This is a genomic window from Bacteroidia bacterium, from assembly GCA_027493955.1.
Lineage (GTDB): Bacteria > Bacteroidota > Ignavibacteria > SZUA-365 > SZUA-365 > JAOSJT01.
Genome location: JAOSJT010000001.1, coordinates 404,339 through 420,928 on the forward strand (window position 1 = coordinate 404,339; position 16,590 = coordinate 420,928).

Below are 16,590 nucleotides of genomic sequence, written 5' to 3' on the forward strand. Positions count from 1 at the left end.
GTCAGAATTTCGTTATCCTATGCTGACGATAGTCAAGGAGACTGTTTCAGTAGATACTCTTCGCGTCTTTGCGCCTTTGCGTTCATTCCCCTCTCTACACCGCGCGATCTGGAAAATTCCGTGGCGATGTCAACCGCGTCGAATATCTGTGCCGATGAATACATAGCGTCCCTCGCCGAGTGGGTGAAGATGCCAGAGGGGGTTCAACGTACCACCGCCGGCTGCAATCACGGGCATACGGCGGGGTTGCATGCTGATTGCGTTTCCCGACCGCTGCAGTGTTTCCAGGAGAAATTCCCTGTCCGCGGCTTCGATGAGATAACCGCGGAGATTTCTGCGTTTCAGTTCCGACGGCAATGCGGCGAGGAGGGCGGCGGTGTCGATATCCGCCGAGAGAATATTGAGATGTGCGTCGATCACCAGAATCAGCGGGCGGGCATCGAGGCGACGGGCGGCGCGCAGGAGTTGCTCCGCGGCTGCGTCCGCGACCTCTGCAGCTTCTTCGCAATGCATTTCCTGTGCAAGGGTCTGTAATTCGGCCTCGTTGCTGTCCCGATCCAGCGCGCGCGAGAGGCGTTGCAGCGCCAGCGCGACGACACCGCTGCTCCACAAGGCGAGCAGACCGGCAAGACCTATCAGACCCAGCACGGCGGGGAGGAGGATGAGCGGACTGCGGACGCGATACAGCCGCAAGCCGTCAGCGAACAGATAGTCGAGCAAGACCAGTCCCGCGATAAAGCACAGCAGCAGCACGAGCAGATGCGAGAGAAATACTCTGTGAAACAGCGCGGGCGCCTTGCGTCGGGGTGCGGTGCTCATGCGTCGGCCAGCTTTCGGACCACTCCCTGTTCGCCCATCAGGATGAGGATGTCGTTTTCCTCTATCACTGTCTCGGGCATCGGAACACCGATGATCTGCTCGGCAAGTCCGCCCTTCAGTATGGAGGTCGTCGTGCGCTTAATGGTGATGAGATTGACTCCGTATGTACGGCGCAGTTCGAGGTCTTTGAGCGTCTTGCCGATCATGAAACGCGGAGCCCGAAGCTGCACGATACTGTACTCGTCCGTGAGGGGAATGGCGTCGAGTACGCTCGGGTTGACCATTGTGACGGCCAGGCGCTCCGCCAGATCCACATCCGGTGATACCACCTGATGCACGCCGACACTGCGGAAAATACGCGCATGGATGGGGGAAGTCGATTTCACGATGATATGCTTGCAGCCAAATTCCTGCAGGAGCACGCAGGTCAGCAGGGCGTTCTCGAAGTCCTCGCCGATGGAAACAATCACCGCATCGAGATCTTCGAGTCCCTGATTGCGCAACGTTTTTTCATCGGTGCTGTCCAGGCGCACCGCGTACGCCACCTCGTCCTTGATCTCTTCGATCTTGGACATGGTGTTGTCGATGGCGATGACTTCCGCGCCCTTGCGCGTGAGCGCGCGGGCGATGTTTTGTCCGAAATAGCCGAGTCCGATAACGGCGAAACGTTTCACCATGGAAAAATCCTCTTATCCGACTATGACATGTTCCGTCGGATAGTCATATCTGTTGAGAGGTGCGGCCGTGCTCACTGACTGCATAAACGTGAGCACGCCCACGCGTCCGATGAGCATGGTCAAAATAAGGACAATTTTACTGCCGTCAGACAGCTCCGCGGTGATTCCGCGCGACAACCCGACGGTGGCCATGGCGGAGACGGTTTCGAACAGTAAATCAATCAACGGTGCCGTCTCGAATGCGCTCAACGCCAGTGTCGCCACGAATACGAGCACCATCCCGAAGAGCAGCGCCGCGTGCGCCCGGTCAATCACGGCGGCGGCGATGCTTCGCGACCCGATCTCGATGGAAGTCCGTCCCCGCAAATGCTGCAAAGCGTGCATCAGCACCACGGCGGCGGTAGTCGTCTTGATCCCTCCTCCTGTGGACGCGGGTGAGGCCCCGATGAACATCAACAGCACCATCACGAGCGTCCCCGGCACCGTGACAGCGGCGATGTCGATGGTGTTAAATCCCGCGGTTCGCGTGGTGATGGACTGAAACATCGCCGCCATGCCACGTTCCCACCAGGAGAGGCCGCGGAGCGCGGCGGTCTGTTCGGAAAGGAGCAGCAGCACCGCACCCCCGGAGATCAGCAACGCGCTGCTGACGAGCACGATGCGCGAGTGCGCGGTGAGCCGAGCACGCTTTGCCGGTGTGCTTCTTCGGCCGGGCAGCAGGGAGAACACGTTGACGATAGTGATGAATCCCAGACCTCCCAATACGATAAGCCCGGCGATACTGATGTTGACCGCCGGATTCATGGCCACACCCGCATGCCCCAGTCCGTCGCTGAACAACGAGAAGCCCGCGTTACAGAACGCGGATACGGAATGGAATAGTGAACTGAACACCCTCTCCTCCACCGACGAAAAACTGCCGGCAGGCCAGGAGAAATACAGAAACAAGGCTCCCAGCGCCTCGATGATAAAGGTCACGGTCATGATGTTTTTGAGGGTGTGCCGGACCTCTCCGAGATGCTCGCGGCTCAGCATATCCTGCAATAATACCCGTTCCCGCACGCCTAACTTCCCGGCGAACAGCGCAAAGAAGGTCGTGAATGTCATCAAGCCCAGTCCTCCGATCTGTATGAGCACCAGGATGATGAGCTTTCCCGTGAAGGTGAATGCCGTTGCGGTGTCAACCACAATCAGACCGGTGACGCACACGGCGCTCGTGGACGTGAACAGCGCATCCACGACGCCGATGCCGTTGGTGCTGGCTTTGGGGAGCAGCAGCCCCAGTGTGCCGAGCAGTATGACGAGAACGAAACTGGCGAGAAACACGCGTGACGGATGCAGGCGCAGGCTGCCGATCCGCCGACTGAAACGTACCGTGGTGAACAGCATTTCCAGAACGATGGCTACCTGGGCGGTCACGATCGTGACCGAAAACAGCCTGCTTCGTGCGGCAAGTCCCTCGCCCTGAAGCAGCACGGTGAACAACAGCGCCACAGAAGCAAGAAGCACGACACCGGTCAACAAGTACTCGAGCCGACGCTCCCGCAGGAGGGCGCTCCTGTCCGGTACCGCATACAATTTGACTGCCTGGACAGCGATAAAACAGATGAGCGCTACGAGATCGATCCAGTGCAGTACCGAGCGCACCCATGCCCCGGCATAAAAACCGTATTCGATGAGAATCGAAGCGGACGCCGCGACGAACACCGCAATGAGAATGGCATTGCTCACCCGGCGTATTGACGGGTAGTGTTCGGATGAGGGGGCGATGCTGCTCGTGGGTGGCATGGGTATCCTGAAGCGGAAAAAGTAGCATTCTTCCGACTTCCGTACAAACGCGGGCCGAGCGAGGCACAGGTACCTCAGGCGCGGGACGGAGCGGGACTTCCGTACGGCGCTCCCTTCGGCTTCGCTCAGGGACCGCTTCGGCTTCGCTCAAGCACCGCTCGTTGGGAGGCCGGCGTGTACGGTGATCACCGGTACACATCTCTCGAAACCCTGTGCAGGATGGATCTTCTGCGACAGTGAATCCGGCGCGCGATGCGGTTGCCGTGGTGAGAGGATATTGGACAATTCTCACAAAATTCCCCAAACGAGTGGTGTAGCCGGGAAGCGGAAAGGACCTCATTATCGCTCCGGAGGCCCCGATTTGATTTCCCCCCCATGCTTCGTAATTTTATAATCTTGAGATTATGACGCATTCACAGGACAGCAACTATCGCATGAGCAAGCTCATCGCCAGCATTTCAGGGATACGGGGCATCGTGGGTGCGTCGCTGACGCCGCAGACTGTACTGACCTACGTCCCCGCCTTCGGACGCTGGTGCGGGGGAGGTCCCGTCGTCATCGGCTTCGACGGCAGGCCTTCCGGACGCATGTTGATGGACGCGGTGCGCTCCACGCTTCAGGCAAGCGGTGTGGATGTTATCGATGTCGGCATGGTTCCCACACCCACCGTGCAGCTCATGGTCGAGCACTCCGGGTCACGCGGAGGCATCGTCGTCACTGCAAGCCACAATCCCGGAGAGTGGAACGGACTGAAATTTCTCAATGCCGACGGCGTGTTTCTCGATGCCGAAGAGAATGCCGCTTTCTTCGCTCTGGCCGCCGGGGGGGACGCACGCTATGCGGCGTATGATCGTCTTGGCGCGCTGCAGCAGGTGACGGATGCCGTTGAGCGGCATATCGCCCGCGTGCTGGCATGTCCGCTGCTCGACACAGGCGCAATACGCAAGCGCGCCCTGCGCGTCGTCGTGGACGCGGTCAATGCCTCCGGGAGCGTTGCCATTCCGGCGTTGCTCGAAGCGCTCGGTTGCGCCGTCATTCCGCTGGCCTGCGACGGCAGCGGTGTGTTCCCGCATACGCCCGAGCCGCTGCCCGAAAATCTCGGCTCGCTGGGAGCAGCAGTACGGAGTCACGGTGCGGATATCGGCATAGCGGTGGATCCCGATGCGGATCGCATTGTGGTATTCGATGAGCGCGGCGAACCGTTCGGCGAGGAGTATTCCATCGCCACTGCCGTGCATGCGGTGCTGTCGCGCATCCCCGATCCCGCACAGGCCAGCGTCGCGGTGAACCTATCCACCACACGCGCCGTGGACGAGGTCGCGCGACGCTTCGGCGCAACCGTGCACCGCGCGCCCGTGGGTGAAATCAACGTCGTCAAAAAAATGAAAGAAACCCGTGCCGTCGTCGGCGGAGAGGGCAGCGGGGGAGTGATACTGCCGCAGGTACACGCCGGACGCGACTCGCTCGTCGGTGCGGCGCTGCTGCTGCAGGCGCTGGCCGATCACGGCGGCAGCGCTTCGGATTTCCGGGCGTCGCTACCCGACTGGGTTATCCGCAAACACAAATACGCTGCGGAAGGCATAGACGCCACAGCCGCGCTTGGGAGGGCCGCGGAGGCGTTCGCAACCCAACGCATAGACACGCGCGACGGCGTCCGCATTGACTTTCCGGAAGGGTGGGTACACCTACGCACATCCAACACCGAACCCATCATGCGCGTGATCGCAGAGGGACGCAGCGCCGCGGAGGCGGATGCGCTTGCCGAACGCGTCGCCGCGGTGGCCTTTGCCGACACCGCCCATGAAGTATAACAGGAACATCACATCACCATTCGAAGAGAGATTTTCATCATGACCACCATCGTCGACATACTCGCCAGAGAAATCATGGACTCCCGCGGCAATCCCACCGTGGAGGTGGAAGTTGAACTCGAAAGCGGCGTGCGCGGGCGCGCAGCGGTTCCTTCCGGCGCCTCCACTGGCGAACGCGAGGCGGTGGAACTGCGCGACGGCGACGCCGAGCGCTATGGCGGCAAAGGCGTGCTGCGCGCAGTGGAAAATGTGAACGATTTGCTGGCCGATGAGCTTATCGGCTGGGATGCCTTCGATCAGACCGGAATCGATTCCTACATGATCGAACTCGACGGCACGCCCAACAAAGCGCGCCTGGGCGCCAACGCCATTCTCGGCGTCTCCATGGCCATTGCCCGCGCCGCTGCGGAAACGCTCGGCATGCCGCTGTATCGCTACCTCGGCGGCACCAACGCCAAGGTTCTGCCCGTTCCCATGATGAACATTCTCAACGGCGGCAAGCATGCGGACAACACTGTGGATTTCCAGGAATTCATGATCGTTCCCTACGGCGCACCCACCTTCGCCGAAGCGCTGCGCTGCGGCGCCGAGGTGTTCCACGCACTGCGCAAAGTGCTTCATGACGCCGGCTACAACACTTCGGTCGGCGACGAGGGCGGCTTCGCCCCGAGTCTGAAATCCAACGAGGAAGCGATTCAGTTCATCCTCAAAGCCATGGAGAAGGCCAAATACACGCATGAGGACTGCTACATCGCGCTCGATGTCGCGGCCAGCGAAATGTACGAGCAACAGCCCGACGGAAGCGCCATGTACCGCTTCTTCAAGTCGGATCAGCGGCTCATCACTTCCGACGAGCTGATCGACATGTACGCCGATCTCGTCGCCAAGTATCCGATTATCTCTATCGAGGACGGTCTCGGCGAGAACGACTGGGACGGCTGGCGCAAGATCACCGACCGTCTCGGCTCCACCACGCAGATCGTGGGCGACGATGTGTTCGTCACCAACACGGCAATACTCGCGGAAGGCATACACCGCGGGGTCGCGAACTCCATTCTCGTGAAGGTAAATCAAATCGGCACGCTCACGGAAACTTTCGACGCCGTGGAAATGGCGAAGCGCGCGCGCTACACTTCGGTTATCAGCCATCGCTCGGGCGAGACGGAAGATTCCACCATCGCCGATATCGCCGTGGCAACCAATGCCGGGCAGATCAAGACCGGCTCGGCGAGCCGCTCCGATCGCATCGCGAAATACAATCAGCTCATCCGCATCGAAGAGGAACTCGACACCAACGCGATTTTCCCGGGCATCTCGGCGTTCCATGTCGCGCGCTGATTCGTGAACATTCTCATCGCCCCTGATTCCTTCAAGGGCTCGCTTACCGCTGTGCAGGCCGCCGGCATCATTCGCGAGGCACTACTCGCGGACGATCCGGCGGTCCGCTGTATTATGCTTCCGCAAGCCGATGGTGGAGAGGGCAGCATCGACGCGGTGTGGCGGGCCGGCGGTGGAGAGCTGATTACGGAACAGCTTCCCGATCTCGTTGGCGAACCCCGGCCGGTTCAATGGTTGCTTCGTGACGACGGCAGCGCGTTGATCGAAGCCGCCACCGCTATCGGCTGGCAACTTCCCGAGGGTGTTGCGCGCGAACCGCGCCGCTTCAGCACTGCGTCCTTCGGTCTGCTGCTGCGCGCGGCGGCGGAGCGCGCGGTACGCATCGATGCCGCTATCGGGGGCAGCGCCACGAGCGACTGTGGTATGGGTTTCGCCGAAGCGCTTGGAGCACGCTTCCGCACAGCAACGGGGGCGGATGCGGACATACCGTCTCGTCTCGCCGGGCTTCGGCGTATCGAGTACAGCATGCCCGATCTCCCACCGGTGCGCGCGCTCGCGGATGTACGCAATCCGTTGTTGGGACCGGATGGCGCTGTGCGCGTGTATGGTCCGCAAAAAGGCATCCCCTCTGAAGATCTCGCGGAGTGGGACGCCGCTTTCGAGCACTGTGCCGCCGTTGTGCGGCGTGACGTACGTGATGTTGATCCCGCGGTCGAAGGAATGGGCGCCGCCGGCGGACTGGGTTTCGCGCTTTCCGCCTTCGCCGGCGCCGGGCTTCGTAACGGCGCTGATGCTCTGCGGGCGCTGACCGGCTTCGACGAACATCTCGCCGGGGCTGATCTGGTGCTCACCGGCGAGGGGCGCATTGACGCGCAGACGTTGCAAGGCAAGGTCGTGCAGGGAATAGCGAAAATCGCTGCGGGACGCGGTGTTCCGGTCGCGGCGTTTTGCGGCGCAGTCCATGGAGATGTCTCAGTGCTTGCGGCTGCCCTGGGAGTGCAGAGCATCCTCTCTTTGTCCGTGCCGGGTGAGGACACTGCGCTTGTGATGACGGAGGCGGAGCATCGTTTGTACACGGCGGTACGCAATTTCATGCGCACGCTTCGCGGGTAACGTTTCGGGCTTGCCGGCTTTTTCGTATTTTTTTCTTTTCTCATCGTACTACAACAACACGGGTACCTCATGGCTGCGATTACTTTCGGGACGGACGGCTGGCGCGCACTGATCGCCGACGATTACACATTCAGCAATGTGCGCAAGGTCGCGCTTGCATTTGCGCGCTACTACAAAAAACACCCACGCATCGCCAACGGCGTGCTCGTCGGAGGCGACGCCCGTTTCGGTTCGCAGGATTTCGCCGCCGCCGCTGCGCAGGTCATCGCGAGTCAGGGTATCAAGGTCTGGCTGGCGGAAGCTGTTGTTTCCACGCCGATGCTTTCGCTCGGCATCATCAACAAGCAGGCCGCGGCCGGCGTCATGATCACGGCCAGCCATAATCCGCCGGCGTGGAACGGCTTCAAGATCAAAGCCGACTTCGGCGGCTCCGCACTGGTGGAGGACATAAAGAAGGTCGAAGCTCTGGTGTCCGACATTGTGGAAAAGAATGTCGAGACGAAGCTCAAGCCCATGGATGAATTGCGCGCGGCGGGACTCATCGTTCCCATCGACCTGCACAAGCCCTACATCGCCGATCTGAAAAAGAAAATCAACCTCAAGGCCATCGCGCAATCCGGGATGAACATCGCCTACGACGTCATGTACGGCGCGTCCTTCGGCGTCATGCGCCACCTGCTTCCCAATGTCACCTGTCTGCACGACGAGCACAACCCCGGCTTCAAGGGCGTTGCGCCGGAGCCGCTCGCCAAAAACCTGAAGGAGTTCATTCCCCTCGTCACGTCAGGCGGCTACGACATTGGCCTCGTCACCGACGGCGACGCGGACCGCTGCGGCTGCGTGGACGAACACGGCAATTACATCAGCACACAGCTGCTCATCCCCATTCTCCTCAAGTATCTCGTCGAGCATAAAAAGCTGAAGGGCTCCGTTGTAAAAACCGTGAGTGTGACGGACATCATTCCGAAAATGTGCGAGAAGTATGGCCTCACGCTGCACGAGCGTCCCGTCGGTTTCAAGTACGTCACCGAGCTGATGATTTCCGAAAACGTGCTCATCGGCGGCGAGGAGAGCGGCGGCGTCGGTACCAGTCTGCACATCCCCGAGCGCGACGGTATCTACAACAATCTCCTGCTGTGCGAATACCTCGCCAAGCGCAAGATGACGCTGGGGCAGGCCGTGCAGGAGATCTACGACGAGTACGGCCGCGTGTACTACGACCGCGTTGATTTTCACACCACCGAGAGCAACAAGAAGAAAATCCTCGCCGCCTGCGCAAAGGGTCTCGCCACGCTGGGCGGACTCGCGGTAAGGAGCACCGAGACCATGGACGGATACAAATTCCGTGTCGATGGCGGCTGGCTGCTGATTCGCGCCTCGGGCACCGAGCCCATTCTCCGCTTCTACGCGGAAGCCGACAGCGAGAAAAAAATGAAAACGTTGCTCAAGGCCGCGCAGTCCATCGGGAGCTGACGCGAGCTCTTTCGCATGAAAGAAAAAATCAACGATGCCACGAGGGATGAAAGCCGAAGAACGCCGCTTTCATCCCTCACCATCTCTCCGTGCGATGGCGTGCACGTCTGCAATACCCCTGCCCCGTATTGCGGACGGACGCGTGCGGCATTCCCGCGTTTAGTGCTTCTGTGCGTGCTCCTGCTTTGTCAGGCTTTGTCGTACACCGCATATGCTTCTCAAAAGGGGAACGATCCCTCCGATTCTCTCGCACTGTACCGCGCAGTCGTTTTCGCGAATCGCTATCCCGGGCTGGCGTCCGACCAGGTGAGGGAGGACAGTGGCACGGTAGACCAGATGCGGCTGTGGCTCGTTGCGGGGACGCTGTTCACCGCGAACACCGCGATCATGGTGTACTATTTCGCCACCTTCTACAACGACGACTACGCGCAGCGCGGAGCGTTTCACACCTTCGACGACTGGTACAACGCGGACCTCAATGTGGACAAACTCGGTCATATCTGGGGCAGCCAGACCTATACGCGCCTGCTGTATCGCATCTTCCGCTGGACCGGCATGCGCGACCCCTCCGCGATGTACTGGTCCGCGGGAGGATCCATGCTCTTTCAGCTCGAAATGGAAATCACCGACGGCCTGTACGAGAAGTGGGGCTTCAGTTGGTGGGACATGGCGGCGAATACGGTCGGAGCGGTGTGGCCGCATGTGCAGCGCATGGCGCCGGAACTCCAGTCCGTGAATCTCAAAATGAGCTACCGGCCTTCAGCTGCGGTAAAGAACGGCTGGGTGCAGCATGACTATCTCCGCGACTACGACGGATTTACCTACTGGCTTGCGCTCAGCGTCGAAGACGTCCTGCCGCAATCCCTCAAGCCGTGGTGGCCGGACTGGCTCGGCATCGCCGTCGGCTACGGGGCCAACCGGACCATGCTGGGGAAGAATGTGTTCAATTCACGGGAAGGAAAAGGACAGGGCGAGCAGGAATGGTACATCGCGCTGGATTACGATCTGCGCAAACTGCCCGGTGACGGCGCCTTCGTGCGTTTCCTGAAAGAAGAGCTGAATCTCTTTCACTTTCCTTCGCCGGCCGTGCGCATCGCGCCGGATGCGATCTGGTACGGCCTGTATTTCTGATCACCTGCCGAACAGAATGCGCGCGTAGGTGGACTGCGGCGGATAGCGGAGTTTCGCTTTGTCTATGCCGAAACAGATCAGCGCGATACCCGCAAGCACCGCAAGATTGACACCGGTGAACAGCAGGCCCGAAGCGATGGTCTCAAGGCCCGCCGAGGCAATCCACGGTTCGATGATCCACGCCCCCATGGCCTGATGGAGGATGTACACCATCATGGAATGCTTCCCGAAAAAGGCGAGTATGCCGAGCGGCCCGAGATGATGCACTCTGCGCAGTATCGTGGCGAAAAGGATGACAAGCCCGGTGGACGTAAAGATGTAGGCGAACGTGGGCGGATAAAAAATCTCCGAATACCCCCCCCGCACCTCAAGAATACTCTCATTTGCGAGATTGCGTAACGTCGAGGCGCTCACGGGTACGAACAGCAACACGAAACCGATGATGGTGAGCGCGGCGCCGATTCCCATGATATGGTATTTCGCCACCAGATCGCCCGCAAATATCGTACGGAACAGCAGTGCGCCCAGTACCGCGTAGCCCAGCCACGGGAAAATGGGAAACCACCCGTCAATGAACCAGCTCTGCAGCAGCCGTCCCGGCGCAGGCAGGAACATATCATCGAAATACACCTCCAGCGTTTCCGCATGATAGCCGAAGATGAGCTGTAAAACATAGGTGCCGATCACAAAAATGATAGTGATGTACAGTAATTCGCGCGATTCCACATTGCGCAGCATGTACATCAGCGGCAGCGCCAGGCCGATGGGATACAGCACGTCGAAGGAAGTGAAAGGAAAAATTTTCCAGAGCAGAGTGTCGATCAGCGCACCCGTCAGAATGATCAGGCCGCCGCGCTTCAGGAAGTAGTTGAGGGAATGGCGTTCGGCGGTGAGTATCACCATGCCCGCGCTGAGCATGATGAACACCGGAGCGGCGAAAGAGCCCAGTATTCGGAACCACATGGGATGGGGCTCCGCAAAGTACGGCGACAGATTGGCCGGAACCATGAGAATGATCGCCAGCCCGCGGAGGGCGTCGACCCAGGGGATGCGTTGTTGCGTGTCTGCCATGAAGTGCCTGTGGATGAGTCGCGTCAGAACGAGGAAGCACCCTCGATCCAGCGACGGTGCCAAAGCTCGAAATTGTACAGCGTCCAGATCTGCGGAGTATAGTTGATACCGCGTCGCGCATACTCGTCGAACATGCCTCGAATATACGAAGGATTGTAATATCCATGTTTTGCGCTGAGCAGCAGCGAACGCGCGTGTTGCAGGATTTCCGGCGTCAGCATGTTTTTTCCCGATCCGGCGAAGCCGATTTTCTTCCGGTCGATAATCTCATCCGGAAGTATGCCGCGCAGTGCCTTTTTCAGAATGTACTTCGGTACACCGTGACGCAGCTTCATGGCGGACGGGATGTTCATGCTGAATTCCACCAGATGATGGTCCAGAAAAGGCACACGCGCCTCGATGCTCACCGCCATGGTCATTTTGTCCACCCGCATGAGCAGCAGCTCGGCGAGGCGATTCTTCAGTTCCCAGTACACCACGCGCTGCAGATCGTCCGCATACCCCTGTTGCCTGGCGTAATCGAAACGCTCCGAGGCAAGTGTGTAGCTGTTCGGGATGCCCGGTGGGAACACGCGCGTGTCTATGGCCTTGCGCTTTTCCTCTTCGTAAAAACCGATGGCGTTGCCCCAAAACACCGGCTGACCCGTGAGCATATTGCGTATGACGTTCTGTCGGTAATCAACACGTTTCGCCTTGAGCAGGGGAGTGATGGCGGCATACAACGCGTTTCCCAGAAAGAGCGGAAGCGGTCGCAACGCCCGACCGAGACGCATGAGCCGCACGGCGCGCTGATAACTCTCATAACCGGCGAACTGCTCGTCGCTGCCTTCGCCCACCTGGATGACGATGGTGCCGTTGTCACGCGCGAGTTTAGAGACGTGATACAGAGGGAAGCACACCGGATCGGCCAGCGGCTCGTCCTGATGATGCACGATGGTCGGCAGCAGATCCAGAAACCCGCCGTCGTCAATCACGATCTCGTGATGATTGGTGCCGTACAGCCGCGAAATCCTGCGCGCCCACTGAAATTCGTTGGTGTCTTCCTGTCCCTGTATTGCGACGGTGAATGTGTCCACGGGTCTGTCCATCAGCTCGGACATAAATGCCACATTCGCGCTGGAATCGATGCCTCCGGAAAGGAACACACCGAAAGGCACGTCAGACATCATTCGTTTGGCGACGGCTTCGCGAAACAGTGTGCGTATGCGTTCGGTGACGGCATTTTCGTCGGAGTAATCGAAATCGGCGTCGCGGTGGCCGAGGGGATCCCAATACTGCCGCACATCGAAACTGCCGCCCGCCCGCATCTTCGCCATGTGACCCGCGCGCAATTTCAGCACGCCGTCGAACATGGTAAACGGTGCCGGTGTGTGAATGTAGGTGAAATAATGATAGAGGGCCTCGGCGCTCACCGCCGCGGAGCAGAGCGGATGCTGCAGCAACGCCTTTATTTCGGAGCCGAACAGTAATGCGCCGTCGCGCATGCTGAAATACAGCGGCTTGATACCGATACGGTCGCGGTAGAGCAGGAGCGTTTCTGTATCCGCATCCCACAGCGCTATGGCGAACATCCCCTCCAGCCGCGTGACGAATTCCTCGCCCCAGTGCCGATATGCGTACAGCAGGGTTTCGGTGTCCGTACGTGAGCGATACGTGTATCCGGCGGCCTCGAGTTCGGCGCGAAGCGCGAGGTGATTGTAAATTTCTCCGTTGAACACCATCCACAACCGTCCATCCGGAGTGGACATCGGCTGGTGACCGGCGGGCGAGAGATCAATGATGGAAAGCCGTCGGAAGGAAAGTCCGACCCGCCTGCACGGGGAAACATAGGTCCCCTTGTCGTCGGGACCGCGATGGGCGATCACATCACCCATGCGTTCGAGCAGAGGTTCCGTTATGTCGTCAGTTGATCTTGCGTAATGAAAAATGCCAGCGAAGCCGCACATGCGAAAGTGTCCGATATGTCAATCACACAAAATACGTCAAGGGCATCTGTGCGGCAACGGACGCGAAATTCCCGGACGAAAAAGCCGCTGACGCTGAAGAGGCCTGTATGCTCCGCTTATGGTTCTCGTTATTCGAGCCGCCGGAGAAGGTCCCGGAATTCTTCCGCCTTGTTCTCCGGCACGCCGTATTCCGAACACCAGCGAAGCAATTCGACGGCTCTCTCATGCTCGATGCCCGCGCGGAGGTAATACTTTGCGAGGGTGAATTTGAGCATCCAGTCGTTCGGAAAACTCGCGATGCCTTCCTCCAATGCCTGCAATGCTTCGACATGGCGTCCGGACAATGCCAGAGCGTTGCCGTGAAACAACGACAGTATCGGAGAGGCGAAGCCGGAGGCAAGGGCCTCGGAGATGGACACCACCGCGGCGGGAAAATCCTTCCTCGCATAGGCCTGCATCCCGATGATGCCCGGCCACGCTCTGCCGCCCCGCGTGATGGCCGCGATATCACGCAGTTGCGCATCGGGAAACGGTGCGCGTGTCGTCAGCGCCTGTACACCGATGCCTTGCGCCAGGGAGTCTATCTGATCCATGCTCATAGCGTAGTCTCGCACTACCCCGTCGCGCCGCATTGTTTGTGCGCGTTCGAGCAGACGCGCCAGCATCCATATATGTACGCGTTCGTATTCCTCCGGCGCTTCGCGGTACATGACGGCAGCGGCATCACTCAACTCGCGATAGTGCAGGGGATAGCCCGTCAATTCTATCATGCGCTGCGTAAGATCGATCTCGCGCGACGGGTCACCGGCTCTGCGGTGATACTTCCGCAGCGCTTCATAGCCGCTCAGAGCGTAATCACCGTACATATGCGTGTCGTCCAGCCGCAGAATACGTTCGAAACGGGCACTGCCGGCCGGAGCGTGGAGATTCACCACCAGCCACGGCAGCGTGAACAGCAGCGACGCCACTCCGGTGATCAGCATGGCGGTCGGGTGCCAACGCTCCGACAAAAGCAGGGCGGAGAACAGCAGCGCCACGCCGAGCGGAGCGGCGAGGTCCCAATCGCGCGCGAGGCCCAGCGAGGTATTGGCGAGAAACACGAACGCCGCCAGGAACAGGAGCGACAGCAGTGCGAAGTTGAGCGACGACCGCGCTTCCTCGGCGTCACGTGCCATTTTCTTCCGCAAGAGCGGAGCCGACAGCAACAGCACCGCCGCCATGGGCGCGAGCAGCAACGGCAGATTCATCATGTCCGCAAGATGCCAGGGCGAGAACAGGGTGTACGACAACGTTCCCGCCGCTGTGCGCACATTGGTCCAGGGCATCAGGACGCGGTTGTCCGGCAGCAGCAATCCAATGATAAAATGGAACACGACAAGCGCTCCCAGTGCCGCCATGGACAAAGCGAACGGACGCCGGGTCACCACCGCCGGTATGCCTGTAGACGTCGGGCGCTTCGCCACGACATAGATCAGCGCCGGGGCGAGAACGAGACTCTGGAAATGCGCTGAGAGGCAGAGCGCAAACAGAACGATCAGCGGTATGACGGATGTCTGCTTGCGCACGGTCCACTCGCCTTCGAGCAGAAACAGGATGACGCAGGCAAAGAGCGGGGTGTAGAATTCGGCATAGCCGAAAAAGAACAACACCCCGGCCGAACCGCACAGGAGCAGCGACGCGCGCAGTCTCTCAGCTCGCGGCAGACGAAGCAGGATGTACAACGAGACCGCGAGCAGGGAGACGAAGGACACCAGACCGAAGGGATACATCGCTGTCGTGGGTTCGAACGCACCGATGAGGGACGTGATTGTCGGAATGCCATGCATGGCGGCCACGAGCAGTGCTCCGCCCAACGGGGCCGATTTCATATCCAGCAGCAGCGAAACGTCGTATTCTTCGCCGAGGGAAAAGAGATGGATTTGCGGAATGAGAAGCCCGCCGTCGCCGTAGAAAAACGTCTCCATTGGTCGGAAAAGTGAAGCCGCAAGCAGCAGACCGAGGAGCGAGAGCGACGCGATGTGTCCGTTCCTGTGAGCCCCGTCCGCCGCCGTCTGCTGAAAGCGCGGATGCAGGAGGAGCAACGCCAACAAGGGCGCGAGGCACAGAAGAACACCAGCGGGCGTGTTCAGCTCCCGTAGCATGTCGAAGCCCCACGTCCGTTGCCACGGGAGCAGAACCGCGGACAGACGCAGAGCTGTTGGTATAACGACAGCCGCCGCGAGCGCGTACCGGAGCGAAGGGGACAGAGGTGGATGTTTCATGTGCTTTCCGTCAATCTCCGAATATAGGAAGTATCGCCTGCACCTCGAAATCGGATTTTTACCGAGAAATGAACGGGGGAGTGAAACGTTGAACGTGAAACGTTAAACGACATCGAATCCGCAGGGCGGCACTTGGTGAGGTGAAGGGTGAAGGGTAAAGGGTAAGGAGGTCGGTTTCTGAAGGGAGATCACAATGGAAAGTGAAAAATGAAAGGTGAACAGCGTGCCGATGACGATTCATTCACCCCGGATTTCAGTCCGTGGACGTGACCCAGGCCTATCGTCTACCGAAAGTATTTGCATCCAAGCCGCGTCGTGCGTACATTAGTTAGACAAAAAGATAAGTTAAGGAGCTTGGCATGGCACGTGGCTGGACGGAAAACAGAAAAAAAGTTGCCGCATTCATCGAAAACTATATGACGCGTCATGGCCGCGCACCCAGCATGGATGAGATCGCGAAAGGGACGGACCTCTGGAAGCGATCCGTCGAAATCGTACTGAAGGGCCTGGAAAAAATGGGCGTCATCGAAATCACGCCCGGTATCAGCAGGGGGATACGTCTCGTGGAGCAGCACTTCCTGCGTGTACCCCTCATCGGCGATGTGAAAGCGGGTCCTCCCGCCTGGGCGCAGGAACAGCCGCATGAGGTGGTCAGGCTCAACAAATCACTCGTGCCCTTCAAGGATCCGGTGGCGCTGCGCGTGGACGGCTATAGCATGAAAGACGCCGGAATCTTTCCGGGAGATCTGGTGCTTGTCCGGCCGCAGAACACCGCGAGCAGCGGCGACACCGTCATCGCGTATTTCAACGGCGGTATCACCGTCAAGAAGTTCGAGAAGCGAGGGAGCAGCATCCGCCTCATCCCGGCGAACGAAGAGTTTGCCCCGACAGTCATTAGCGGAGACGATGATTTTCAGATCGTAGGCAAAGTGATGCTCGTGCTGCGCGATCTGGGATCGTGCTTCGATGTGGCTCCGGTTTCGGCGGACGAGGCGTGATGCACCGGCGAAGAGGGGTGAGAAGAGTTCCCGCAGCCGTTGGATGACGCTGATACGATGTTCGGGCGACGACGATTTCAGCGGTACACAGCTGGGAAGTCAATACGGATTCGCGTAAATTGAAACGATTAGAGAACATTCAATCTTTTGGTCCCCGTGCCCTG

At 59.5% G+C, this 16,590-nt stretch carries 12 protein-coding genes; 6 read left to right on the plus strand and 6 right to left on the minus strand.

Features of this window, described 5'->3' with window-relative positions; all coding sequences use genetic code 11:
- Positions 1-129: 129 nt before the first annotated feature.
- From M5R41_01630 to M5R41_01640, 3 genes are read right to left on the minus strand one after another with little or no spacing between them, the layout of a single operon-like run.
- Positions 130-819: a PAS domain-containing protein gene (locus M5R41_01630; protein ID MCZ7555089.1), complete on the minus strand. Its 690-nt coding sequence runs from the start codon at positions 817-819 to the stop codon at positions 130-132.
- Positions 816-1,496: a TrkA family potassium uptake protein gene (locus M5R41_01635; protein MCZ7555090.1), complete on the minus strand. Its 681-nt coding sequence runs from the start codon at positions 1,494-1,496 to the stop codon at positions 816-818. The genes M5R41_01630 and M5R41_01635 overlap by 4 nt, the downstream gene beginning before the upstream one ends.
- 12 nt (positions 1,497-1,508) lie before the next feature.
- On the minus strand, positions 1,509-3,284 hold the full coding sequence (locus M5R41_01640; protein ID MCZ7555091.1) for a hypothetical protein: 1,776 nt from the start codon (positions 3,282-3,284) through the stop codon (positions 1,509-1,511).
- 404 nt (positions 3,285-3,688) lie between these two features.
- Here M5R41_01640 and glmM point away from each other — a divergent pair, with 404 nt between their 5' ends.
- From glmM to M5R41_01665, 5 genes are all read left to right on the plus strand, one after another.
- Positions 3,689-5,095, plus strand: coding sequence for a phosphoglucosamine mutase (glmM, locus tag M5R41_01645; protein MCZ7555092.1), 1,407 nt, complete (start codon positions 3,689-3,691; stop codon positions 5,093-5,095).
- A gap of 39 nt (positions 5,096-5,134) precedes the next feature.
- Complete coding sequence (gene eno, locus M5R41_01650; GenBank protein MCZ7555093.1) at positions 5,135-6,433, plus strand: phosphopyruvate hydratase; 1,299 nt, start codon at positions 5,135-5,137, stop codon at positions 6,431-6,433.
- 3 nt (positions 6,434-6,436) lie between these two features.
- Positions 6,437-7,546, plus strand: coding sequence for a glycerate kinase (locus M5R41_01655; GenBank protein ID MCZ7555094.1), 1,110 nt, complete (start codon positions 6,437-6,439; stop codon positions 7,544-7,546).
- A gap of 69 nt (positions 7,547-7,615) precedes the next feature.
- Positions 7,616-9,019, plus strand: coding sequence for a phosphoglucomutase/phosphomannomutase family protein (locus tag M5R41_01660; protein MCZ7555095.1), 1,404 nt, complete (start codon positions 7,616-7,618; stop codon positions 9,017-9,019).
- A gap of 15 nt (positions 9,020-9,034) precedes the next feature.
- Positions 9,035-10,150, plus strand: a complete 1,116-nt coding sequence (locus M5R41_01665; protein MCZ7555096.1) for a YfiM family protein — start codon at positions 9,035-9,037, stop codon at positions 10,148-10,150.
- Here the strand turns inward: M5R41_01665 and M5R41_01670 are convergent, their stop codons facing one another.
- The 3 genes from M5R41_01670 to M5R41_01680 form a co-directional block, all read right to left on the minus strand.
- The gene (locus M5R41_01670; GenBank protein ID MCZ7555097.1) at positions 10,151-11,221 is read right to left on the minus strand and encodes a DUF1624 domain-containing protein; all 1,071 of its coding nucleotides are present in this window, start codon (positions 11,219-11,221) and stop codon (positions 10,151-10,153) included. It abuts the gene before it with no gap.
- A gap of 23 nt (positions 11,222-11,244) precedes the next feature.
- On the minus strand, positions 11,245-13,167 hold the full coding sequence (gene asnB / locus M5R41_01675) for an asparagine synthase (glutamine-hydrolyzing) (GenBank protein MCZ7555098.1): 1,923 nt from the start codon (positions 13,165-13,167) through the stop codon (positions 11,245-11,247).
- A gap of 128 nt (positions 13,168-13,295) precedes the next feature.
- Positions 13,296-15,428: a hypothetical protein gene (locus M5R41_01680; GenBank protein ID MCZ7555099.1), complete on the minus strand. Its 2,133-nt coding sequence runs from the start codon at positions 15,426-15,428 to the stop codon at positions 13,296-13,298.
- Between the two features lie 359 nt (positions 15,429-15,787).
- On the opposite strand from M5R41_01680, the gene lexA reads away from it, so the two are divergent.
- Positions 15,788-16,426 (plus strand): transcriptional repressor LexA, encoded by a 639-nt coding sequence (gene lexA / locus M5R41_01685; protein ID MCZ7555100.1) that lies wholly within the window; start codon positions 15,788-15,790, stop codon positions 16,424-16,426.
- Positions 16,427-16,590: the final 164 nt, after the last annotated feature.

Bases quoted from the DNA above. Each gene is read 5' to 3' on its own strand.
- M5R41_01640 (MCZ7555091.1), bottom strand. From the start codon at position 3,284: ATGCCACCCACGAGCAGCATCGCCCCCTCATCCGAACACTACCCGTCA.
- M5R41_01680 (MCZ7555099.1), bottom strand. From the start codon at position 15,428: ATGAAACATCCACCTCTGTCCCCTTCGCTCCGGTACGCGCTCGCGGCG.
- M5R41_01665 (MCZ7555096.1), top strand. From the start codon at position 9,035: ATGAAAGAAAAAATCAACGATGCCACGAGGGATGAAAGCCGAAGAACG.
- M5R41_01660 (MCZ7555095.1), top strand. From the start codon at position 7,616: ATGGCTGCGATTACTTTCGGGACGGACGGCTGGCGCGCACTGATCGCC.
- lexA (MCZ7555100.1), top strand. From the start codon at position 15,788: ATGGCACGTGGCTGGACGGAAAACAGAAAAAAAGTTGCCGCATTCATC.
- glmM (MCZ7555092.1), top strand. From the start codon at position 3,689: ATGACGCATTCACAGGACAGCAACTATCGCATGAGCAAGCTCATCGCC.
- asnB (MCZ7555098.1), bottom strand. From the start codon at position 13,167: ATGTGCGGCTTCGCTGGCATTTTTCATTACGCAAGATCAACTGACGAC.
- M5R41_01635 (MCZ7555090.1), bottom strand. From the start codon at position 1,496: ATGGTGAAACGTTTCGCCGTTATCGGACTCGGCTATTTCGGACAAAAC.
- eno (MCZ7555093.1), top strand. From the start codon at position 5,135: ATGACCACCATCGTCGACATACTCGCCAGAGAAATCATGGACTCCCGC.
- M5R41_01630 (MCZ7555089.1), bottom strand. From the start codon at position 819: ATGAGCACCGCACCCCGACGCAAGGCGCCCGCGCTGTTTCACAGAGTA.
- M5R41_01670 (MCZ7555097.1), bottom strand. From the start codon at position 11,221: ATGGCAGACACGCAACAACGCATCCCCTGGGTCGACGCCCTCCGCGGG.